Here is a 22,698-nt window from a genome sequence, read left to right on the forward strand (position 1 = left end):
TCCCGGACCTCCCCCTTGGGAACGCAGGCGTCTCTAATTACGCCGATTTTGCCGAGCCCCCGCGAACCGCCGGACTCCGCGGCCGGCCAACGCCCTTACCGGTGTACGCCGTTCACCGCGTCCCGGCACAGCAGCCGCAGCGACCCGTGCCCGCCGAAACACCGCCGAGCCTCGTCGACGGGGTCCCACAGGCGCCCGTCCGGAGTACGCAGCCAGTGCTCACCGCCGGTCGCCCACCACTCGGCACCGGTCTGCCGCGCGATCACCTCGCCGGCGTACGCCCCGAATCCGCGCAACTCGCTCTCCACGGCGGCATACGGCGCGCCCTCCCGCCGTATCTCCTCGATCATCCGGTCGACGCGCCACAGGCTCCGCGCCGAGTAGTCGAGGCGCACCCGTGCGCCCTCGCGCATCATCGCCACCGAGTCCGCGGCCCACCGCACGGGCTGCGCGGCGGCCCTGGGCCGCGACCGCTCTCTCATCCGCTCTGTCACCACACCAGGAGAAGCACGGCCGGGCGGTCTTCCGGCACCACGATCCGGACATTCCCCCGGACCGGCGCAGGACCGCCCCATCCTCACCGCACGACGCTCACAGACAGCGCGGAAACGGGATTCCCCTCATCCCCGTCCGCGGGCCCGGCGGGACACCACAGCGCGCAGTACCCGGCGGCCCTCCGTCGACACGGCCAGTGCCTGGCGGATGCCGCCGGGGGCCGGGCCGGAGAGGAGTTCGAGAACGGTGATCTGGCGGCGCAGCTCGGCGGCGACGAGCGGCGAGACACCGTCCGTACGGCCGGCCCTGCGGGCGTCGACCGGGGAGCCGTCGTCGGCGGGGTCGAGGAGCTGGTGGATCCGCAGCGAGGCGACGGAACAGACGTCGGCCCACTCCCGTACCGAGGGGTCGGCCGGTACGTCCGGGGCGGTGTCGAGCATCCGCCGGGCGAGCGGCGCGGCCAGGTCCTCACCGGGTTCCTCGAAGAGGGCGGGCAGTTCGCCGCGTGCCTTCTCCAGCCGCTCGCCCCACTCCTCCCCCACCGCGCCGTCCGCGAGGCCGGCCCACAAGGGCCGCAGCACCTCGTCGCCACCGCCCAGCAGCGGCACACACCGATCCAAACAAGCCAGCCCACTGACAGCCAGTGCGCGTTCGTCGGCCTGAGCGATCAGTTCCACCAGACTCATCCGAACCTCCCTCTGCGGGGCCCCTCCCCTTTGGAGCCCACGTCTCCCCAGACTGCGTGCTCCACTCCGGGAGTGTCACACGGGAGCGCCCCGCGCAGGTCGAGAAAGCGGAAGAAGAGATTTTCGGCCAACCGGTGGTCAGACCACGAGCGGAACGCCCGGCCCCGCCAGGACCTTCGCGTGCTGCATGCGGGTCAGTCGCAGCACGACGAGGATCGCGAGGACGGCGGCCACGATCTCGACGGTGTCGGCGAGCAGCGACAACTGGAGGACGGCGTGGTTCTCGTCGGGCTCGAAGCTCTCCTTGTAGCGCAGGTTGCCCACCCGGTCGGCGAGGAACGTCAGGAGACACAGCGTCCACCACACGTTGACCAGCAGATGCGACCTGCGGGTGCCCGCGGGGTTGCTGGCGTCCCAGATCTCCAGGGTGATCCGGCGCGGGTACCAGAGGTTCAGCCCCGGGACGAACCAGCCGACGACCGCCCACCAGGACTTCATGCTCTGCTCGGCCGGATCGAACACCTCGGCGTTCCCCCGCACCAGCACGAACCAGGACACGTACACGATGACGCACACGAGCATCGCGCCCGAATGGACTTTCCAGGCCAGCGAGTCGAGCGACTCCGCGGTGTCGGCCCGCCGGAGGACCGAACCGCCGGTCGCGCCGTTCATGAGGTCGCCCGTCACGTCGTACAGCTTGAATCCGGCGTAGACGGCGAACAGATCGGCGGCGATGACGAGCCCGAGCAGGGCGGCGGCGGCCCGGCCGAGACCGACCGGCGAGCGGAGCCGGGACACGGGTACGGGCGTGGGTATGGGAACGGACACGATGAAGCAACCCCCCGAGCGCGAACAGGAGGGGGAACATACGATCCACCGGCCCCGTACGTCCAGCAGTACCGACCGCCCCGCTCAACCCACCTTGTCGGCAAGGGACTTGAACTGGGTCCAGGTCAGCGCCGGTGTCCCCGGGTCCCACAGTTTCTGGACGGTGGCCCGCAACGGCATCCGGATGCCGGCCGCGACCTGCGCCTGCGTCTGCGAGTCGGCCAGGTCGCACCAGACCGCGAAGGAGCCGCCGAGGATCTGGCCGTCGTACTTCGCCGGGACCGCCTGCGTGCCGCGCAGCACGCGCGGGTTCCACTGTTCGTAGATCCGCCGCCCGGTCGGATAGACGAAGGTCTGCGGCTCGCCGAGGACGTAGTACAGGTACTCGTCGTTGTAGTTCAGTACCTTGCGTCCCGCGCTCAGATAGGCGACGGGCTGCCGGGCGCCGATCTCCTTGCCCGTCCAGTACGCCACTTGGAGATCCTTGGCGGCCCGCACGGACGTACCCGCGAAGAAGCCGTCGTTCCACACCCGCATGGTCCGGTCGTGGTTGCGGACCGTGTCGGCGCGGTCGTTGAGCCAGCCGGTGGTGAGGTCGGCGACGGTGCCGCCGGAGCCGTAGGCCTTCGTCGCGGCGGCGGCCAACTGCGGGAAGGACGCCTGGGGGTTGGCGACGGTGAGCGCCTGGTACTCGTCGCCGCCGAGGTGCCACTGGTCGCCGGTGAACAACCCGGCGTATTCGTCGAGGAGTTCGTCGACGATCGCGGCGGACGCGTCCTTGGAGATGTCGGCGGCACCGCGCCTGGCGACACCGGACGCGTTGCGCAGTTGGAGATCGGGGTGCGCGGCGATGACCGCGCCCAGATGCCCCGGCGAGTCGATCTCGGGCACGACCGTGATGTGGCGAGCGGCGGCGAGATCGACGATCGCCTTCACCTGGACCTTGGTCAGATGGTCCTTGGAGACGACCTCGGGATGGCTGGTGGACTCGATCCGGAATCCCTGGTCGTCGGAGAAGTGCAGCCCGAGTTCGTTGAACTTGAGGTCGCCCAACTCCCGTACCCGGTCCTCGATCCAGGACGCGGTGAACGGCTTGCGCGCGATGTCCAGCATGAACCCGCGCCGCGGCTTGGCCGGTTGGTCGTGCACGACACCCTCCGGCGCCGAACCGCCGCCGTGCACCTCCTGCTTGAGCGTCCGGGTGCCGTAGAAGACACCCGCGTCCGAGGGCCCGCTGATACTGACCCTCCCCCCGCGTACGGTCATCGCGTACGACTCCGGGTTCGCGCCCTCGTCGTCGTTCAACGCCAGCCGTACGTCCCCGGCGCGCACCTCGCTCGACCCGCCCGCGTACGTCAGCCCCAACTCACCGGCGATCAGCCGCCCTTCGTCCACGAGGTCGGCGTCGTCGACGACGACCCGCTCCCCCTTGGCGGGGCGCCAACCAGGTCCACGCGCGGGGGTGTGCGAGCGCACGGCGGGAATGGTGCGGGGCGTCCGCGACAGCGGATAGACGCGGGTCGGGCTCGGGGTGGGAGCGGGGGTGCGCGAGTTCGCGGCCCGCGAGGAGACGGAGGTGCCGTCGGAGGGGCTCAGCGCCGCGCCCACGGGGCTCCCGTCGTCCCCGGCCGACGCCCACACCCCGAGGCCCACCCCACCCGCGACCACCGCCGTGGCCGCGGCGACGGCGATCAGCCCCCGTCGCTGCTTCAACGGCTTCGACGGCTTCAACGGCTTCGCCGACGAGCGGCGCCTGTGCTGGCTCACGGCGCCAACCTACGGCCCCGGGCGAACCGCGAGTGTCCACCACGCGTTCCGAAACTCTCCCTTCCGGGTGAAATTCGGGCATCCATCGGACACGTCATGACCACTCCCGATAACGTGGTGACGCACCTCTCACTGCATCCCCTGCCGCACCATCCGTGACGCGAGGATCCACACTGCCTTCGCACCGCCTCCCCCACCTCCCCGGCCGACTGGCCATACCGGCGCTGCCCGAGCAGTCCCGGGCGTCGAGGCACCCGGATTCACTGGCGGGGTTCAACGCCGCGTCCCCCGACGACGCCCGCCACGCTCTGTTGCAGTGCCTCCACAGCCTCCACTGGTCCCGCCGCCTCACCGACCACCGCCCCTACCCCGACCTGGACGCCCTGCTCGCCGCGTCCGACGAGGCGGCGTACGACCTCACGGCGGGCGACCTGGCGGAGGCCCTGGCGGGCGAGTCGCTCCCGGTCCTGCCGCCCGACACCTACGAGGCCGCCCACATGGCCCTGGACGCGGCCCACGCGGCGTACGAGGCCCGCTTCGGCCACGTGTTCGTCATCTGCCCGGACGGAATTGCCCCGGACGAGGTCCTGGACCACGTACTGGCAGGCATCCGGTCACGCTTGACGAACGATCCGGAGGAGGAACGGGTGGTGGTGGCGGAAGAGTTGCGGCGCCTGGCAAGGGGGCGTTTGGGTGATGCCTTCAGGGGCGCGGGGCTGTGACATTTGCGGCTCCGCCGCGGGGCGCGACCAGCCACAACGGCGCCGCACCCGGCGAACAACACGAACCCCCCACCCGTCAGCCGCCCGAAACTAGCCCATACGCGCACCTTTGGGTGCCAGTTCGATCACACAAGCAGGCCCGCCGTAAGACCCGCGTCAGCACCTGGTTACGATGCTGAGGGCCGGAGGACCGTACCCGGCCGGGCCCGACCGACAGAGAAGCCGGCGCGGCCCTAAATCCCCGCTCCCGGAGGGTTCTTCCGTGCCGGCTGGAACGCTGTACCGCGGCCGGGAAGGAATGTGGTCCTGGGTGGCTCATCGAGTCACCGGCGTCCTCATCTTCTTCTTCCTGTTCGTACACGTGCTGGACACCGCTCTTGTGCGTGTCTCCCCCGAGGACTACGACAAGGTCGTAGCCACCTACAAGACGCCGATCGTGGGACTGCTGGAGTACGGCCTCGTCGCCGCGATCCTCTTCCACGCCCTCAACGGCCTGCGCGTCATCGCGGTCGACTTCTGGTCGAAGGGCCCGCGCTACCAGAAGCAGATGCTCTGGTCCGTCGTCGGCCTGTGGGTCGTGCTGATGATCGGGGCGATCTACCCCGTGCTCGGCCACGCCGCTCGTGAACTCTTCGGGAGCTGACGCAGATGTCCACGACTGAAACCGCGGCGTCGGGCATCGGCCCCGTCGAGAGCGCGTCCGTCTACACCGTAGACAACCCCGCGCCCCTCATCGAGGCCCCCCGCAAGCGCACCAAGAAGACCCCGAAGTCGACCCGGGGCAACTTCGAGATGTACGGCTGGCTCTTCATGCGCCTGTCGGGCGTCGTGCTGGTCGTCCTGGTCCTCGGCCACCTGCTGATCCAGCTCGTCCTCGACGGCGGCGTCTCGAAGATCGGCTTCGCCTTCGTGGCCGGCCGCTGGGCCTCGCCGTTCTGGCAGGTCTGGGACCTGCTGATGCTCTGGCTGGCGATGCTGCACGGCGCCAACGGCCTGCGCACGGTCATCAACGACTACGCGGAGCGCGCGAACACCCGGCTGTGGCTCAAGGGCCTGCTCTACACCGCCACGGTGTTCACCATCCTGCTGGGCACGCTGGTGATCTTCACCTTCGACCCGAACATCCGCTAGGCCATCGGGCTGAGGGACTGAGGAATTCTGATGAAGATCCACAAATACGACACCGTCATCGTCGGCGCCGGCGGCGCCGGTATGCGCGCCGCGATCGAGTCGACGAAGCGCAGCCGCACCGCGGTCCTGACGAAGCTCTACCCCACCCGCTCCCACACGGGCGCCGCGCAGGGCGGTATGGCCGCCGCGCTCGCCAACGTGGAGGAGGACAACTGGGAGTGGCACACCTTCGACACGATCAAGGGCGGTGACTACCTGGTCGACCAGGACGCCGCCGAGATCCTGGCGAAGGAGGCCATCGACTCGGTCCTCGACCTGGAGAAGATGGGCCTGCCGTTCAACCGCACGCCGAACGGCACGATCGACCAGCGCCGCTTCGGCGGTCACTCGCGTAACCACGGCGAGGCCCCGGTCCGCCGCTCCTGCTACGCGGCCGACCGCACCGGCCACATGATCCTCCAGACGCTGTACCAGAACTGCGTGAAGGAGGGCGTGGAGTTCTTCAACGAGTTCTACGTCCTCGACCAGCTGATCGCCGATGTCGACGGCGTGAAGACGTCGGTCGGCGTGGTCGCGTACGAGCTGGCGACCGGCGAGATCCACGTCTTCCAGGCGAAGGCCGTGATCTACGCGTCCGGCGGCTGCGGCAAGTTCTTCAAGGTGACGTCGAACGCGCACACCCTGACCGGTGACGGCCAGGCGGCCGTGTACCGGCGCGGGCTGCCGCTGGAGGACATGGAGTTCTTCCAGTTCCACCCGACCGGCATCTGGCGCATGGGCATCCTGCTGACGGAGGGCGCCCGCGGTGAGGGCGGCATCCTCCGCAACAAGGACGGCGAGCGCTTCATGGAGAAGTACGCGCCGGTCATGAAGGACCTCGCGTCCCGTGACGTCGTGTCCCGCTCCATCTACACGGAGATCCGTGAGGGCCGCGGCTGCGGTCCCGAGGGCGACCACGTCTACCTCGACCTCACGCACCTCCCGCCGGAGCAGCTGGACGCCAAGCTCCCGGACATCACCGAGTTCGCGCGCACCTACCTCGGTATCGAGCCGTACACGGACCCGATCCCGATCCAGCCCACCGCGCACTACGCGATGGGCGGCATCCCGACCAACGTCCAGGGTGAGGTCCTCACCGACAACACCACGGTCGTCCCGGGCCTGTACGCGGCCGGCGAGGTCGCGTGCGTCTCCGTCCACGGCGCCAACCGCCTCGGCACCAACTCCCTCCTGGACATCAACGTGTTCGGGCGCCGGGCGGGCATCGCGGCGGCGGAGTACAGCCAGAAGGCGTCCTACGTCGAGCTGCCGGAGAACCCGGCGCAGCAGGTGATCGACCAGGTCGAGCACCTCCGTGCTTCCACGGGCACCGAGCGCGTGGCGGTCCTGCGGCGCGAGCTGCAGGAGACCATGGACGCGAACGTCATGGTGTTCCGCACCGAGCAGACCATCAAGACGGCGGTCGAGAAGATCGCGGAGCTGCGCGAGCGCTACCGCAACGTCTCGATCCAGGACAAGGGCCGCCGCTTCAACACGGACCTCCTCGAGGCCATCGAGCTGGGCAACCTGCTCGACCTCGCCGAGGTCATGGCGGTCTCCGCGCTCGCCCGCAAGGAGTCCCGCGGCGGTCACTACCGCGAGGACTACCCCAACCGCGACGACGTCAACTTCATGCGCCACACCATGGCGTACCGCGAGGTCGGCGACGACGGCACCGAGTCCATCCGTCTCGACTACAAGCCGGTCGTCCAGACCCGCTACCAGCCGATGGAGCGTAAGTACTGATGGCAACCCCTGTTCTGGACAAGGAAGAAGCGGCCGGCCAGCCCGAGCCCGGCTTCGCCGACTCCCCCTACATCACGGTCACCTTCCGGGTCCGCCGCTTCAACTCCGAGGTCTCGGCGGAAGCGGTCTGGGAAGACTTCCAGCTGGAGATCGACCCCAAGGAGCGCGTCCTCGACGGTCTCCACAAGATCAAGTGGGACATCGACGGCACGCTGACCTTCCGCCGCTCGTGCGCGCACGGCATCTGCGGTTCGGACGCGATGCGGATCAACGGCAAGAACCGTCTCGCCTGCAAGACCCTGATCAAGGACCTCAACCCCGAGAAGCCGATCACGGTCGAGCCGATCAAGGGTCTGACGGTCCTGAAGGACCTGGTCGTCGACATGGACCCGTTCTTCCAGGCGTACCGCGACGTCATGCCCTTCCTCATCACGAAGGACACGAACGAGCCCACCCGCGAACGCCTCCAGTCGGCGGAGGACCGCGAGCGCTTCGACGACACCACGAAGTGCATCCTGTGCGCCGCGTGCACGTCCTCGTGCCCGGTCTTCTGGAACGACGGCCAGTACTTCGGCCCGGCCGCCATCGTCAACGCCCACCGCTTCATCTTCGACAGTCGTGACGAGGCGGGCGAGCAGCGCCTGGAGATCCTCAACGACCGTGACGGCGTGTGGCGTTGCCGCACGACCTTCAACTGCACGGACGCCTGCCCGCGAGGCATCGAGGTCACGAAGGCGATCCAGGAAGTGAAGCGGGCGCTGATCACGCGGCGCTTCTGAGGTTCCGTCCGCCACGTCCATGAGGGCCCCGTTCCCGGGTTGGGAGCGGGGCCCTCGGTCGTACCCGTCCCCAGCAACCCTGGGGCGGCCCGGTCCAGGGTCTTCCCCAGGCCTCTCCCTGGCGACGCCGTACCCGGCGCGCTGCCAACGTTGCGGTCCCAGGCCCTGGTTCGGGGGTCTGGACAGGTCGCGTCGGCTCACTGCCGGGAGGGGCTGGTCTCATGCAGCCGTACGAAGAGGAATACGGAAGGCGTTACCGGGAGGAGGAAGAGGAGTTCGGTGCCGAGGGACACCGCGAGGAGCGGGTGGCCGAGTCGCTGGAGAGCCCCTTCGACGAGGAGGAGGAAGTCCAGCTGGCCACGGAGCTGTTGGGGGTCACCTCCGAGGAGGAGCTGGAGGAGTTCCTGGGCAAATGGCTGAGGGCAGCCGCGCGGAAGGTCGGGGGCGTGCTGGGGTCCACGACCGGCAAGGCGGTCGGCGGCATCCTCAAGAACGTCGCCAGGCAGGCGCTGCCCGCCATCGGAGGCGCTTTGGGGACGGCGATCGGCGGACCCGGCATCGGCACCGCGTTCGGTGCCAAGGCGGGCGACTTCGTGAGCAATCTGTTCGAGGTCGAGGGCGAGGGCATCGACCACGAGGAGTACGAGTTCGAGACCGCCCGGCGCTTCGTCGCCCTGAGCGGTGCCGCCGCGCGGAACGCGGCGTTCGGCTCGCGCCGGATAGCTCCGCGGGCGCTGGCGCAGCAGGCCGTCCACTCCGCGGCCCGCCGCTACGCACCGGGTGTGGCCCGGCGCTTCAGGACCTTCTCCGTGCCGGCGGCCTGGTTCTGGCCGGGGCCGCCCGTATCGGTGCCCGTCGAGGAGCCGGCCGGGGCACCGGCCGCCCCCGCCGCCAAGGAGGAGTGGGGCGCGTCCCCGGCGCTGGAGGAATGGCAGCACGGCGAGGAGCGGCGTGAGGAGGGGCGCCGCGAGGAACAGCGCGGGGAGTGGGGCAACCGCGAGGAGCGGCACGAGGAGCGGCGCGAGTTCGGTCAGGAGCGGCGCGAGGCCAGGCGCGAGTTCGGTGAGGAGCGTGGCTGGGAGCACGCCGAGGAGGAAGAGGAGGAATGGGGCCGCGCCGAGGAGGAGAGGCGCGCCCGGGAAGAGGGCTGGGGGCACGAGGAGCGGACGCACCACGAGGGCCACCACGAGGGCCACCACAACGGCCGTGCCCGGTCGGGTCGTTGGGTCCGACAGGGCCGCAAGATCGTCATCATGGGGGCCTGACCGCCATGGACCTGCGGCCGGCAGCCACCGCGCTGCTCGAAGGCGAGGCCCGCGCTCTGCTGACCCGCCTGAACCGGGTCAGGCCGTTCGCACTGCACGAGACCATGGTGCCTGCCGCCGCACCGTCCGCCGCCGCCCAAAGCGCGATCGAGCGTTTCCTCATGGAGGAGCGGAGCAGGCTCCGGCATCGGGTCGGCGCGTATCTGGAGTGGCTGGACGGGCCGGGCGGCGACCGGGACCCCGAGTGGCAACAGCACCAGTTCTCTTTGCTGCGCTGGGAGTTCAACTCCGTACTGAGCCACTTCGACGTCTTCTCGGAAGCCGTCACCCAGCGCAGCGAGCACGACGTCGGGGTGCAGCTCGCCGGGCTGGACGTCGCGGCGGTCGACGCGCTCGTCACGCCGGGCACTCCGCTCGCCGACCCGCCGCCCATCATCTGCTACCTCGCCCGTGGTCCGGGCGGCGCGATCCGCCGGGTGCACACCCGTATCCCCGGCGGCGGGCGCAGCCCGGTCTCGCTGATCCGCATCCCCCGCGAACGCATGGTGGGGTACGGGATCGGCTCGTCCCTGGTCCACGAGGTCGGACATCAGGCGGTCGCCCAGCTCGGGCTCCTCGGCTCACTGCGGCCCGTGCTGTACGACATCGAGCGGCACGCGGGTACGGCGGCCGAGCGGTCGGCCTTCCGCTACTGGGGGCTGACCCTCTCCGAGGTGCTCGCGGATCTCTTCGCCGTGGGGAAGCTCGGCATCGGCGGCACCCTGGGTCTGATGGCCGTGGTGAGTCTGCCGCGCCGGCTGGTGCTCGCGCCGGCTCTCGACGACCCCCATCCGTTCCCCTACATCAGGGTCCGGCTCAGCTGCGCCATGGGCGACGCCCTGTATCCGCATCCGCAGTGGCGGCAGCTGAGCGCGCTGTGGGCCGCGCTCTATCCGCCGCACCGCGCCCCGCGTGAACTGCGCGGGCTGACCGGGATCCTCGAACGGTCCATGCCCCGCTTCGTCCGGCTGCTGGTGGGCCACCGTCCGCCCTCGCTGAGCGGGGCCCGGCTGGCCGACCTGATGCCCCGTTCCAGCCGTACCCCCGCGCTGCTGCTGGCCCACTACCGGCACTGGGTGCGCCGGCCCGAGCTGCTGCGCACCGCACCGCCCACGCTCGTCCTCGCGGTCCTCGGCCAGGCCAGGGCCGCGTCCCTGATCGCACCGGAGGAGGAGAGCCGCCTGCTGGGCGAGTTGATCACCCACTGGGCACTCTCCAACACGCTTGAGGCCTTGAGCGCGGCCGCAGTCGCGCCCCAAAGGGGCGCGGGACTGCATCGATATGTGGCTCCGCCACGGGGCGCGACCAGCCACGACGGCGCAGCAGAAAACCGACAACCCATACCCGCCCACCCAGCGAAGCGCACACGTTGAGGAGGCCGTCATGGCCACGATCGAAGTACGGCCCCAGCAGATCCAACAGGGCGGACGCGTCTCGCTGTTCGCCAAGCCCGACCAGCCGGCCCCGGCCGGGACCACCGTCACCTGGGAAGTCCCCGGCTTCGGACCGTTGCCGGCCGACCCGCAGGACCCCGCCCGCGCCGTCTGGGACGTTCCGGACGACCAGCGGCCCGGCGGGTACACCGCCCGGGTGACGTTCCACCTCCCGAACGCGGCGAACGACGTGGCCTCGGCCGACCTCACCGTGCAGGTGCGGCCGATCGCCGCCGGCGACAGCATCAACGTCCAGCTGCGCAGGGCGGGTTCGGACCCGACGGACGACCAGGCCCTGTGGACGGCGATCCGCCGCTCCACCGACCGGATCTCGTTCAACGAGTACAGCGCCTTCATCGACCCGCTCATGTCCGGCACCGTGCTGCCGGACCCCAGCGAGCCGCGCAAGAAGATCGGGCCGCGGGCCTTGCCGTTCGCGGGCGTGGACGCGTACCGGCTGCTGAAGGTCGCCACCGAGGTGTTCCTCCTCGTTCGCTGCGGGGTCCGCGTCGACGGCGACGACCTGACGTCTCCGTTCGACGGGGTCGACCTGGAGGAGGAGCGGCGCCGCTACGGCGAGCCGGGCGACGTGGACGGCGACGCCTTCGCGCGGGCCATCCAGCAGCGCTGGCTGCGCTACATCTCGGCCCACTCACCGGGTGAACGCCGCCCGGACGAGCAGGACCTGGCGCTGCTGCCCTACCTCGGGGTGATCCGGCTGAAGCTGGGCGAGCTGGCGATCACGGAGGCGGACAGGTTCGGTGTGGAGGCCTTCGGCATCCTGCGCGACAAGCTGACCTTCCCCTGCTTCCTCGAACTGATCTGGTCGTACTGGCACGAGGAGGGCATGCTGGTCCAGTCGGTCGAGGCGGTCGCCGCGCGCTTCCAGAACGTGCACGGTCCTGGCGACTACGACCCGCTGGCCCATGTCGACATCGATCCGCTGCGTGCCCTCAGTCAGTTGATGTGGGGCTATGTGCAGGACGAGCGGCACCGGCTGTCGCCGCTGCGCCGGGCCTACGAGTACGACCACCAGTACGGGGTCACCCAACTGGCGCCGGGCGCACCGCCGATCAGGCCGGTGGACAGCCGGCCGCGGTTCCTTGAGGCCTTCCACACCCTGCTGAGCCTGACGTCCGTGTTCTTCCGCGAGGACGACGACACCACGATCATCGCGGACGGCTTCCCGGTCCTCAACGCGCTCAAGGACGTCCATCTGCTGCTGACCGAGGGCCAGCACAACCAGTACGGCGACCTGCCCTGGACGGCCCGCCAGGAGATGCTGATGGAGGAATGGCTGCTGGCCCGCCCGGAGATGCGCGAGTTCCTGCCCGGCCGCACGATGGTCGCCTACCCCGAGCAGTGGATGGACCGCGTCGACACCATGAAGCGGCTCCAGGGCTGGACCCCGGACACCGTCATCCACTTCCGCGACCTCGGCCGGTTCGGCGAGCAACTGCTCCTGTCGATCCGCTACGGCAACTGGAACGCGGTCAACGACCGTACCCAGGCGGCGAACTGGGCCCGCTACTGGCGCTCGGAGATCCAGGGGTACCTGCACTCCTACCGCTCGGTGACCGGGGTCGACCTCGGTCTGGAGCGTACGGACGGGCGCGTCGACGCCACCATGCCCGCCGTACATCTGCGCCGCAGGCTGCTGGAGCAGCAGGGCCGGCAAGCCGTCGGCGCGGGCTCCGAGCAGCGCGGCGCGCGGCAGTTGGGCCGGGCCGAGCCCAGGGCGCAGCTGCCGCGGGCCGCCGGGGCGCCGCGTGAACTGCCTCGTGGCAGGCAGCCCGAGCGGCGGCCCGCCGGGCTCCCGCCGGGGCGTTCCGGCGCGGTTCGGCGTGGCCGCCCGGAAGGGGAGTGAGGTCATGCCGACGACCTCGACGGCCGTACGGAACGGGACGGAGCGCCCGCCCGCCGCCCGGGCCGGGCAGCTGTCCGGCACCATCGCCCGCAACCGCGCCTACGCCCGTTCGCTCGGCTGGGAGGCCCATCTCCCGGCTGTCCGGCGGGTGTTGGACCGGCACCGCACGGACTGGGACTGGACGGCACTCGGCTCCGCGACGCTGAAGTGGCAGACGGCGCACGGGATTTCACCGGCGGACGGTCTCATCGGGCCCGGCACCTGGGCGCTGCTGCGCACCGCCGCGGGAGTGGCCGGGGACCCCGCGATCAGCTGTCAACTCCCCGAGTACGGAACCGGTTTCCGGGCGACGGGCCGGCCCACGCACCGGTTCGGGCGGCCGGAGACCGCCCGTGCCCTGCTGGCCGTCGCCGCCGCCTGGCACCGGGCCCATCCCCAGGGGCCGGTGCTCGACATCCGGGATCTCGGCCGCAGCGGCGGCGGCCCGCTGACCGGGCGCGCCTCGCACCGGCTCGGCCTCGAAGCAGACCTCTACCCGGTGAAGTCCGATCGCCGCCAGGGGCCGACGACCTGGCGTCACCCCTCCTACTCGCGCGCGCTCACACAGGAGCTCGTCGACCTGCTGCGGAACAACGGCGTGCTGCCGGTCCACGCGATCTTCTTCAACGACCCGGAGATACGCGGCGTGCAGCCCTTGGAGAACCACGACAACCATCTGCATGTGCGCTTCGCGCCGCCGTCGCCAACACCGGCGTCGCCCGCCGCCCGCAGGAGCTCCGGCCCGGCCTTGGAAGTCCCGGGCAGCACAGCGCCCCGTAAGGGGCGCGGGGAACTCCGCGACCAGCCCCCACCGGCCCGCGGGGTCATCACGGTGCCTCCAGCGCGCCTCGGGGTCCTGACCGCCCAAGGCAGGCCGCCCTACCAGTTCACCACCGAGGACGCCGAGTGGACCGCCCGCTTCATCATCGGAGAGTCCGGCGGCCGGGACGACGCCGACAGCCATGCCGTCATCTGGGCGATGTTCAACCGGTACGCGCTGCTCACCCGCCCCTACTACCGCACGTTCAACGCCTTTCTGCGGGCCTACTCGACCCCGCTGCAACCGGTCCTCAAGAGCTGGGGGGCGAGCAGGCGGAACATGGACCGCGCCGACTTCGTCCGCACCGGCGGCACCTTCGGACCGCCCGCCCCGCCCGGCATCCCGCGCGGTCAGCGCCGCGCCTATCTGGACCTCCAGCAGCGGCCCTGGGCCCAACTGCCGTCCGCGGCAAGGTCGGTGGCCGTACGGGCGCTCGGCGGGGCGATCGCGAACCCGATCGGCAACGCCACGGAGTTCGGTTCCACATACGTCTACTTCCACGACGCGAACCGGAGGTATCCGAACCCCGACGAGTGGCGGCGCTTCACCGAGCAGTACGCCGCGAAGACGGGCTGGCGGTGGATCGGCCCCGTGCCGGGCCTGGACCAGAACAAGAACACCTTCTTCGTCCAGCGCAGGCTCGCCGCCCTGCCCGTCCCCGCCGTACGCGTGCTGGCGGGGTGAGCCGCGGACTCCGGCCGGGCGGACCGCTCAACGGCACACGCGTTGAACCGTCATGACAGGGCGAGCATCATGGCCCGCGGAACACCGACGCAACTACGGGGGTAGACGTCGACATGCCGGTGAACACACTGCTGCACCATGCGCACCGACCGGCCGAGGCCGGGGAACCGTCGTTCTACGGCCGGGAGCCGCAACTCGGGGAAATGGAGAACAGGTTGCGCGAGGCCCGCGCCGGGGCATCGCGTCTGATGGTGGTCGAGGGACCGCCCGGTATCGGGAAGACCGCCCTGGTCCGCCGCTTTCTGCGCACGGCGGACCGGGTATGCGTGCTGGAGGCCAGCGGCGCCGAGAACGAGACGGCACTGGCCTACGGCGTCCTCGATCAACTCCTCAGTCAGACCTCGGTGGACGAGGACGCACCCGGGTCGCAGGACGAGCCCGGAGCGGTCGGCGCGCGGCTGCTCGCCCTCGCCCGGCGGATTCCGGCGGACACCGTCGTCGTGCTCGTCATCGACGACGCCCACTGGGCGGACGCGCCGTCGCTGGACGCCCTCACCTTCGTGCTGCGCCGGCTGCTGTCCGAGCCGGTCCTCACCGTGCTGGCCGTCCACGCACCGGCCGATGCCCAACTCCCCAAGGGGCTGGGGAGGTTGCTGGCGGACGACGAGACCCTCCGCCTCGCGCTCGACGGCCTGACCGCCGAGCAGACCGGAGCGCTGTGCGACCGGCTGCTGCCCACGGGCCTGCCGCCGCACGCCGTCGGCAGACTGCACGCCCACACCCTGGGCAATCCGCTGCATCTGCGCGCGCTGCTCCGTGAGGTGGAGCCGGAGGTCCTGGCCACTTCCGACTCCCCCCTGCCCGCACCCCGTTCGTACCAGTTCCTGGTCCGGGACCGCCTCGCGCACTGCGACGCTCCGGCCCGGGACCTGGTGGCCGCGGCCAGTGTGCTCGGGCCGCGCGCGCCGCTGCACCGGGTGGCGCAGCTGGCCGGTCTGGAGAACCCGCTGCCCGCCGTCGAACAGGCCGTGGGACAAGGGCTGTTGGCGGAGTGTCCGGCGGGCGGCCCGCCCGAGCTGGCCTTCCCGCACCCGCTGGTCCAGGCCGCCGTCTACCACCAGCTGGGGCCGGCCCGGCGGGCCGCGCTGCACACCGGGGCGGTGCAGGCCAGCAAGGACGCAGCCAGCCGTACCTGGCACCAACTGCTCGCGGGCCGCAGCCCGGACCCGGCACTCGTCGCCGACCTCGCCACGGGCGCCCGCCGGCAGGCCGCCGCCGGTCACTGGTCGAGGGCCGCGTCGATGGCCGCGCACGCCTCCCGGCTGGCGACGACACGGCCCGAACGTGAGCGGCTGACCGTGGAGGCGGCGGACGCGCTGCTCTGCGAGGGGCGGCTGGAGGAGGCCGCCGACCTGGTGCGGGCGCTGCCGGGCGACACCGCACGGGCGGCCCATCGCTATGTGCACGGCCATCTCGCGTTCGTCCGGGGCGAGACGCCCAGTGCCCGGCTGCTCCTGGACGACGCGTGGCGGCACTGCGACCCCGCCCTGGACCCGGCGCTGGCCCGGCGCATCGCGGAACGGCTCTCCCTCGTCTGTCTCGTCCAGGGCGAGGCGGCAGCGGCCGTGCGGTGGGCGCGACGGGCCGGGGCTCTGCCGCCCGTGCCGTTCACCGGCGGAATGCTGCGCTACGCCCAACTGGCCGCCCTGGGCCTGACGGACGCCGTCGAGGAGGGTGTCGAACGGGCGGCCGGGCTGCCGGAGTCCGTGCTCGTCCAGTCCGGCGACGTGGACCTGCTGCTCGGCCGCAGCGCGCTCAGGCTCGGCTTCGACGACCTGGAGGGCAGCAGGGCCGATCTGCGCTCGGCCGCGCCGCTGTGCCGGAGCGGTCCCGCGCCGCTGCGGGCGACGGCCCAGCTTCTCCTGGGCGAGACCGAACTGCGCCTCGGGAACTGGGACGTGGCCCTGCGCGAACTCGAATCGGCGGCACAGGCCGCCGTCACCCGCGGCCTCGCCTGGCTGGAGCCGGTCGCCTGCGCGGACGCCGCGGCGGCGCTCGCGCTGCGGGGGCGGACCGAGCGGGCCGCCGAGTACCTCGCGAAGGCCCTGGGCAGCGGCGGATACGGCCACGGCGCCTCCGGCGTCGCCCATGTGGCAAGGGCGCGGGCCCAGTTGGCGGCGGCCCGGGGAGCGCAGGACGAGGTGGCGGGCGCGCTGCTGCCCCTGCTGGAGCGGGAGTCGGTGGCGCGGACGGACGTAGCGCCCTGGCGTGATCTGCTGGTGGACGCGCTCACCGCGCTCGGGGAGCACCGGCAGGCCGAGCGGATCCTGGACGGTCTCGACGCGCCCTCCGCCCACCGGGGCCGGCACTCCCGGCTGGCGGCGGCGGCCCGGGCGCGCGGCACCCTGCTGGCGGCGCGCCGGTCACCGAGTGCGGCGGAGCTGTCGTTCCGCAAGGCACTGGGCCACGCGGAACAGGTACCGAACCCTTTCGACCGGGCCCGCGTCCAGCTCGCCTACGGCGCGTTCCTGCGCCGGACGGGCCGACGGACCGACGCCACCGGGCAGCTGCGCCGGGCACTGCGCACCTTCACCGAACTGGGCGCCGCCCCGAGCGCGGCCCTCTGCGAACGCGAACTGGCCGTCAGCGGCGGCACGACCGCGTCCGACTCCCCCCTCACCCCACAGGAACTGGTGATCGCCCGCCTGGCCACGTCCGGCCTCACCAACCGCCAGATCGCCCGCGAACTGGTACTCAGCGTCAAAACAGTCGAATTCCACCTCAGCCACACCTACACCAAGCTGGGCATCACGTCCCGCATGGGGCTCCTGGACAAGCTGCCGGACAGTTCCTGACCCGGTCAGCGGCGCCGTCGGTCGATCGCCGTCAGATCGATCTCGATGTCGAAGGGCACGGAGAGCTTCAGCCGGTCGTGGAAGATGCCGACGAGGCCGTAGGACTTGGTGGCGGGGTCGAGTTCGTAGACGTAGACGACGGGGAGGCCCTTGTTCTCGTCCTGCTCGACCCGCCAGTAGTGGCGTACGCCTGCCGCCGCGTACTTGCGGGGCTTGGTCTCCCGGTCTCGCTCCACGGAATCGGCGGACACGACCTCGACGGTCAGGAGCACGTCCTCGGGCTTGTGCCAGGTCTGGCCGGGGCCGAGATCCGCTATCGCGCGGAACACGAGAATGTCAGGCTCGGGTCGATTCCTGCGATCCAGTTTGACGGTGAATTCCCGGTCGACATCGAGGTCGTCCGGCACCTGTTCCAACAAGCTGTGCTCAAGCAGGCGCAGGCATCGCATGTGAAAACGCGTCTGCGGGCTCATGAAGACGAGACTCCCGTCGATCAACTCCGTGTGCGGCGGGAGGCCCGGAATCCGGTCGAGGTCGTCCGCGGTCCAGCCCTCGGCGGGCGGGATCGGCCAGCGGTACGCCGGCTCGTCGTCCAGTCCGTTCTCAGATGCGGCGCTCATCAGTGCTCCCAAAGGGCGGAGTCTCGCCTGTCCACTCAGCCTACCCAGGCGGGATCAGGAGTGCTTCACCTCAACGAGTGATCACATGGTCAGCCTGCGGTCGCCTCCCGATGACACCCACCTCCACCCACCTAATCTGACGGAATGTCAGATGAAGAGTCCTACGAACTGCTCGGCTTCGACAACGTCCTTCTCCCCGTAGGGGACCTCGCCGAGGCGGTCCCCTTCTACGAACGCGCCGGATTCACCGTCGGGTTCCGCCTCGACGAGGCCGGGATCGCGATCCTGAAGGTCGGCGGCGAGACGCCCGGAGTTCTCCTGCGCCAGGAAGACGGGCTCGGACACAGGCCACCCCCCTGGCCCTCGCCGCGCGTGTGGCTGGAGGTCCCGGACGCGCGGAAGGCCGCGCAGCGCCTCACCGCCGCCGGAATCACCCTCCTCGACGCACCCTTCTCCGTGGCGACCGGGTGGACCGTCGAGATCGCCGACCCCTGGGGCAATGTCATCGGGTTCACCGACTACTCGAAGCGGCCGGAGCTGGCGCGGCGGGTGTGACGCAGACCCCAGCGCAAGCGAGTTGAACACGTTCAAAAATACGCCTACATTCTCCTTGTCAGCGTTTTCGAACGCGTTCAAGAAGGGGGAGGCGCATGGACCGCACGGTCGTCGCCTACGTCATCTATCTGATCGTCAGCATCGGACTCACCGTCTGGGTGGCCCGCACGCTCAGCCGCAACGGGCGGATCTTCCTCGCCGACGTCCTACGGGGGAACGAAAAACTCGCCGAGGCCGTGAACCACCTCCTGGTAGTGGGCTTCTACCTGGTGAACCTCGGGTTCGTCGCCCTGTACCTCAGCGGGGACGGCACCATCGAGGACACCCGGGGCATCTTCGAGGCCCTGTCGACCAAGGTGGGTGTGGTGCTGCTGGTGCTCGGGGTGATGCACCTGGGGAACGTGTTCGTGCTGAACAAGATCCGGCGGCGCGGGGTCATGGAGCGGGAGCAGGTGCCGCCCATCGCGCCGCAGGGGTGGGTTCCGCCGACGGCCGGGGCGTGACGGGGGTGGCCCCGGACGTCGGCGGGACCCAGGACCGGGACGCCTCGCGCGTCCCGGTCCACGGGCTCACCGTCCTGTACGACGCCGACTGCGCCCTGTGCGCCTTCGTACGCGACTGGCTCGTACGGCAGTCGCAACTGGTGCCCCTGGAGCTGGTACCGGCGTCCTCCGAAGAGGCACGGCGGCGCTTTCCCGGGCTCGACCATCGCGCCACCCTCGACGAGATCACCGTCGTCGGCGACTCCGGGCAGGTCTACCGGGGCGCCGCCGCCTGGATCGTCACCCTGTGGGCGCTGCGCGAACAGCGGCCCCTGGCGCACCGGTTGAGCACCCCGGCCGGCGCCCGGCTCGCCAAGGGCGCCGTGCTCGCCGCGGCGAAGTGGCGCGGGGCGCAGTGGGGCGCCGGGCGCTGGGGCGGCGGTGTGTACCGTCAGAGCGACGGGTGGACGTACGACCCGAGTCGCGGATGGTCGTACACGGGACCGGGCTGCGTCGGCGGTTCCTGCCCCACTGGATAGGCTCTCTTTCCGTGCCCGCGAAGAACGACAGCCCCGAAGAGGACGGCGGTACGCCCGCCAGGTCCGTGAAGTCCGAGCAGACCCGCGCGCTCATCCTGGAGACGGCCATGCGGCTGTTCCAGGAGCACGGCTACGACAAGACGACGATGCGGGCGATCGCCAAGGAGGCGGGCGTCTCGGTCGGCAACGCGTACTACTACTTCGCCGGCAAGGAGCACCTGATCCAGGGCTTCTACGACCGTATCGCCGAGGAGCACCGGCTCGCGGTCCGCGAGGTGCTGGACCGGGAGACCGATCTGGAGGCGCGGCTCGCGGGCGTGCTCCGGGTGTGGCTCGATATCGCGACGCCCTACCACGAGTTCGCGGTGCAGTTCTTCAAGAACGCCGCCGACCCGGACAGCCCGCTCAGCCCGTTCTCCCCGGAGAGCGAGCACGCGCGCGTGCAGGCCATCGACGTCCACAAGGAGGTGCTGTTCGGCGCGAAGACCAAGGTGGCTCCGGAACTGCGGGACGTACTCCCGGAGTTGATGTGGCTCTCGCAGATGGGCCTGGTGCTGTACTGGGTGTTCGACCGGACCGAGGGGCGGGAGCGGAGCTACCGGCTCGCCGAGCGCGGTGCCCGGCTCACCGCGCGCGGTGTCTCCCTCGCACGCTTCCGGGTGCTGCGCCCGCTCGTCCTCGAGGTGCACGAGCTGTTCACGGACTTCCTGCCGGGCATGACCCACGCGCTGCCCGACCCGGCGAAGAAGAAGGACAAGGACAAGCGCGGGGCGCCCGCCGCCGGAACCGCCGACGACGAACGCCCCTGAGCGATCAGGTCAGTTGACCGCGTCCACTCCGCCCTCGGCGAGCTCGACGTCGTAGATCAGCGGGCCGTCCGTCACGCTCACCTGCCGGGCGGTGGAGCCGTACGACGGCGCGGTCGTCGCCAGGAGGTAGGTCCCCGGTGCCGGCACCGAGACGATGTACGAGCCGTCTGCCAGGGACTCGACGCGGTCCAGTTCGCGTCCGCCGGTCGTCCGCAGCGTGACGGACGCGCCCTCCACGGGCTCGCCGTCGGCCGTACGGACGAAACCGTGGACGGCCGACGCCGGACCCTCCACGACGGCCTGTACGGGCTCCTCCGCGGGTTCCACCGCGAGGTGCGGCAGGCTCTTGTCGAGCCAGGCCGGGAGCCACCAGTTGGAGTTGCCCAGGAGGTGCATCGCGGCCGGCACCAGGGCCGTACGCAGGATGAAGGCGTCCAGGGCGACCGCGGCGGCCAGGCCGACGCCCGCCGTCGCCGCGCCCGTGTTGCCGCTCAGGACGAAGGCCAGGAAGACGCAGACCATGATCAGGGCGGCGGAGTTGATGACGCGGCTGGTCTCCGCGAGGCCGACGCGGACCGCGCGGGCGTTGTCCTTGGTGTGGACCCACTCCTCGTGCATACGGCTGACCAGGAACACCTGGTAGTCCATGGAGAGGCCGAAGAGCAGGGACAGCATGATGACCGGCAGGAAGGCGTTGATCGGGCCCTCCTTGCCGAGGCCCAGCATGTCCAGGCCCCAGCCCCACTGGAAGATCGCCACCAGGACACCGAAGGAGGCCGCCGCCGCGATGAGGTTCATCAGGGCGGCCGTCAACGGGACCACGAGCGAGCGGAACGCGAGCAGGAGCAGCAGGAAGCTCAGGCCGATGATCGTCGCGACGAAGAGCGGGAGGCGGTCGCCGGTGACGGACGCGAAGTCCTTGGAGATCGCCGTCACCCCGCCGACGTGACCGGTCGCGCCGGCCTCGGGTATCACCTTGTCCCGCAGGGTGTCGATCAGGTCGTCGGTCTCCACGGACTGCGGTGAGGTCTTCGGGACGACCTGGATCACCGTCACCCCGCCCGTGGGCGGCAGCGCGGCGACCCGGGCCACGTCCTTCGTCGCCTCGATGCCCTTGACCAGGGTGGTCGTGTCACCGCTCGAAGTGACCACCTGGAGCGGGCCGTTGAAGCCGGGGCCGAAACCGTCGGCCAGGAGGTCGTACGCCTTCCTGGTGGTCGTCGAGGCGTTGTCGTTGCCCTGGTCGGTGGCGCCGAGGCGCAACGACAGCACGGGGAAGGCGAGTACGGCCATGACGACGAGGGCGAAGGCGGCGATCCGGCGCGGGCGCTTCTGCACGGCGGCCGACCAGCGGACCGCGAGATTGTCGGTGCGCTCCGGCTCGGGCCCGTTCTCCAGCTTGCGGCGCTGCTTGCGGCTGAGCACGCGCGGGCCGAGGAAGCCGAGCAGCGCGGGCAGCAGGGTCGTCGCCGCGAGGACGCTCAGGACGACCGTGAGCGAGGTGCCGATGACCACGCCGTCCAGGAAGCGCAGCTGCGTCACCAGCATGCCGGCGAGCGCGATGCACACCGTGCCGCCCGCGAACAGCACCGCGCGGCCCGAGGTGTTGAGGGCGACGACCGCCGACTCCTCGGGATCCATTCCCCGTTGGAGGCCGCGCCGGTGCCGGGTGACGATGAACAGGGCGTAGTCGATGCCGACACCGAGGCCGATCAGGGTGGCCAGCAGGGGCGCCAGGTCGGGGATGTCGGTGGCGTGGCTGAGGAGCTGGGTGGAGAACAGGCCGGTGCCGACGCCGAAGATCGCGATGCCGATCGGCAGCAGGGCGGCGTAGAACGAACCGAAGGCCAGGAACAGGACGACGGCCGCCGCGAGGATGCCGACGCCCTCCGCTATGCCGCCCGGCGGTTCCTCGACCCGCTGGACGGCCTGGCCGCCCAGTTCGACGTGCAGGCCGTCGCGCTTCGCGCCCTGCGCGGTGTCGACGACCTTCTGGACGAGCTCCTTGGGGACGGCGTTCGCCTGCTCGGCGAAGGTGATCTGCGCGTAGGCGATCGTCCCGTCCGAGCTGATCTGCGCGGCGCCCCGGGCACCGGAGTAGGGGCCGGTGACCTCGCCGACGCCCTTCATTCCCGCGATCCTGTCGAGGACGGGCTGGATGCGGGTCTGTACGGACTGGTCCTTGACCGAGCCCGAGTCGACCTTCCACACCACCGTGTCGGTGTCGCCCGAACTGTTCGGGAACGCCTTCTGCATCAGGTCGTACGCGCTCTTGGAGTCCGTGTCCGGGAGGGAGAAGACGTTCGCGTAGTCCGTCCCCGCCGTCGTCGCCGAGAAGCCCAGGCCGAACAGTGCCCCCACCCACAGCAACAGGACCACCAGCCGGTGCCGATAGCACCACCGTGCCAATGCCGCCACGCTCAACACTCCTTATGTAAAACCGAGTTGACTCGGTCGATCGGTCGGATGGTCCCCCAGGTCCTGGGCTACACAATTGG

At 70.7% G+C, this 22,698-nt stretch carries 20 protein-coding genes; 14 read left to right on the forward strand and 6 right to left on the reverse strand.

What is annotated here, in order from left to right; translation table 11 throughout:
* Positions 1-95: 95 nt before the first annotated feature.
* The 4 genes from OC490_RS02585 to OC490_RS02600 form a co-directional block, all read right to left on the reverse strand.
* Complete coding sequence (locus OC490_RS02585) at positions 96-482, reverse strand: hypothetical protein (RefSeq protein WP_262056079.1); 387 nt, start codon at positions 480-482, stop codon at positions 96-98.
* A gap of 138 nt (positions 483-620) precedes the next feature.
* Complete coding sequence (locus OC490_RS02590; RefSeq protein ID WP_262056080.1) at positions 621-1,181, reverse strand: hypothetical protein; 561 nt, start codon at positions 1,179-1,181, stop codon at positions 621-623.
* A 138-nt stretch (positions 1,182-1,319) separates the two neighbouring features.
* Positions 1,320-2,009, reverse strand: a complete 690-nt coding sequence (locus OC490_RS02595; protein ID WP_262056081.1) for a DUF4328 domain-containing protein — start codon at positions 2,007-2,009, stop codon at positions 1,320-1,322.
* 84 nt (positions 2,010-2,093) lie between these two features.
* Positions 2,094-3,776: a beta-N-acetylhexosaminidase gene (locus OC490_RS02600; protein WP_410098493.1), complete on the reverse strand. Its 1,683-nt coding sequence runs from the start codon at positions 3,774-3,776 to the stop codon at positions 2,094-2,096.
* Between the two features lie 155 nt (positions 3,777-3,931).
* Here OC490_RS02600 and OC490_RS02605 point away from each other — a divergent pair, with 155 nt between their 5' ends.
* The 10 genes from OC490_RS02605 (at position 3,932) to OC490_RS02650 (ending at position 17,195) form a co-directional block, all read left to right on the forward strand.
* Complete coding sequence (locus OC490_RS02605; protein ID WP_262056082.1) at positions 3,932-4,498, forward strand: 2-oxo-4-hydroxy-4-carboxy-5-ureidoimidazoline decarboxylase; 567 nt, start codon at positions 3,932-3,934, stop codon at positions 4,496-4,498.
* Between the two features lie 262 nt (positions 4,499-4,760).
* Positions 4,761-5,141 (forward strand): succinate dehydrogenase, cytochrome b556 subunit, encoded by a 381-nt coding sequence (gene sdhC / locus OC490_RS02610; RefSeq protein WP_262056083.1) that lies wholly within the window; start codon positions 4,761-4,763, stop codon positions 5,139-5,141.
* 5 nt (positions 5,142-5,146) lie between these two features.
* Positions 5,147-5,629, forward strand: coding sequence for a succinate dehydrogenase hydrophobic membrane anchor subunit (locus tag OC490_RS02615; RefSeq protein ID WP_026150201.1), 483 nt, complete (start codon positions 5,147-5,149; stop codon positions 5,627-5,629).
* Between the two features lie 30 nt (positions 5,630-5,659).
* On the forward strand, positions 5,660-7,414 hold the full coding sequence (sdhA, locus tag OC490_RS02620; protein WP_262056084.1) for a succinate dehydrogenase flavoprotein subunit: 1,755 nt from the start codon (positions 5,660-5,662) through the stop codon (positions 7,412-7,414).
* Complete coding sequence (locus tag OC490_RS02625) at positions 7,414-8,193, forward strand: succinate dehydrogenase iron-sulfur subunit (RefSeq protein WP_262056085.1); 780 nt, start codon at positions 7,414-7,416, stop codon at positions 8,191-8,193. The genes sdhA and OC490_RS02625 overlap by 1 nt, the downstream gene beginning before the upstream one ends.
* Positions 8,194-8,414: 221 nt before the next feature.
* Positions 8,415-9,458 (forward strand): hypothetical protein, encoded by a 1,044-nt coding sequence (locus OC490_RS02630; protein WP_262056086.1) that lies wholly within the window; start codon positions 8,415-8,417, stop codon positions 9,456-9,458.
* A 5-nt stretch (positions 9,459-9,463) separates the two neighbouring features.
* On the forward strand, positions 9,464-10,870 hold the full coding sequence (locus OC490_RS02635; protein WP_262056087.1) for a hypothetical protein: 1,407 nt from the start codon (positions 9,464-9,466) through the stop codon (positions 10,868-10,870).
* A 10-nt stretch (positions 10,871-10,880) separates the two neighbouring features.
* Positions 10,881-12,797 carry a hypothetical protein gene (locus OC490_RS02640; protein WP_262056088.1) on the forward strand — a complete coding sequence of 639 codons (1,917 nt, stop codon included), beginning with the start codon at positions 10,881-10,883 and terminating at the stop codon, positions 12,795-12,797.
* 4 nt (positions 12,798-12,801) lie between these two features.
* Entirely contained in the window at positions 12,802-14,340 is a 1,539-nt protein-coding gene (locus tag OC490_RS02645; protein ID WP_262056089.1) for a penicillin-insensitive murein endopeptidase, read from the forward strand.
* Between the two features lie 113 nt (positions 14,341-14,453).
* A complete protein-coding gene (locus OC490_RS02650) occupies positions 14,454-17,195 on the forward strand; it encodes an ATP-binding protein (RefSeq protein WP_262056090.1) in 2,742 nt (913 codons plus the stop codon).
* Positions 17,196-17,200: 5 nt separating this feature from the next.
* Here the strand turns inward: OC490_RS02650 and OC490_RS02655 are convergent, their stop codons facing one another.
* Positions 17,201-17,815 carry a Uma2 family endonuclease gene (locus tag OC490_RS02655; protein ID WP_262056091.1) on the reverse strand — a complete coding sequence of 205 codons (615 nt, stop codon included), beginning with the start codon at positions 17,813-17,815 and terminating at the stop codon, positions 17,201-17,203.
* 144 nt (positions 17,816-17,959) lie between these two features.
* Between OC490_RS02655 and OC490_RS02660 the strand changes: the two genes are divergently transcribed.
* The 4 genes from OC490_RS02660 to OC490_RS02675 all read left to right on the forward strand — a co-directional run bounded on the left by OC490_RS02660 (position 17,960) and on the right by OC490_RS02675 (position 20,200).
* Positions 17,960-18,370, forward strand: coding sequence for a VOC family protein (locus OC490_RS02660; RefSeq protein WP_262056092.1), 411 nt, complete (start codon positions 17,960-17,962; stop codon positions 18,368-18,370).
* Between the two features lie 95 nt (positions 18,371-18,465).
* On the forward strand, positions 18,466-18,873 hold the full coding sequence (locus OC490_RS02665; protein WP_262056093.1) for a hypothetical protein: 408 nt from the start codon (positions 18,466-18,468) through the stop codon (positions 18,871-18,873).
* Entirely contained in the window at positions 18,870-19,391 is a 522-nt protein-coding gene (locus tag OC490_RS02670) for a thiol-disulfide oxidoreductase DCC family protein (RefSeq protein WP_410098495.1), read from the forward strand. The genes OC490_RS02665 and OC490_RS02670 overlap by 4 nt, the downstream gene beginning before the upstream one ends.
* 11 nt (positions 19,392-19,402) lie before the next feature.
* Positions 19,403-20,200: a TetR family transcriptional regulator gene (locus OC490_RS02675; RefSeq protein ID WP_262056094.1), complete on the forward strand. Its 798-nt coding sequence runs from the start codon at positions 19,403-19,405 to the stop codon at positions 20,198-20,200.
* 9 nt (positions 20,201-20,209) lie between these two features.
* Here OC490_RS02675 and OC490_RS02680 read toward each other — a convergent pair whose 3' ends face one another.
* The gene (locus OC490_RS02680) at positions 20,210-22,609 is read right to left on the reverse strand and encodes an MMPL family transporter (protein ID WP_262056313.1); all 2,400 of its coding nucleotides are present in this window, start codon (positions 22,607-22,609) and stop codon (positions 20,210-20,212) included.
* Between the last annotated feature and the right edge of the window lie 89 nt (positions 22,610-22,698).

This window comes from Streptomyces sp. STR69 (assembly GCF_024519455.1).
Classification (GTDB): Bacteria; Actinomycetota; Actinomycetes; order Streptomycetales; family Streptomycetaceae; genus Streptomyces.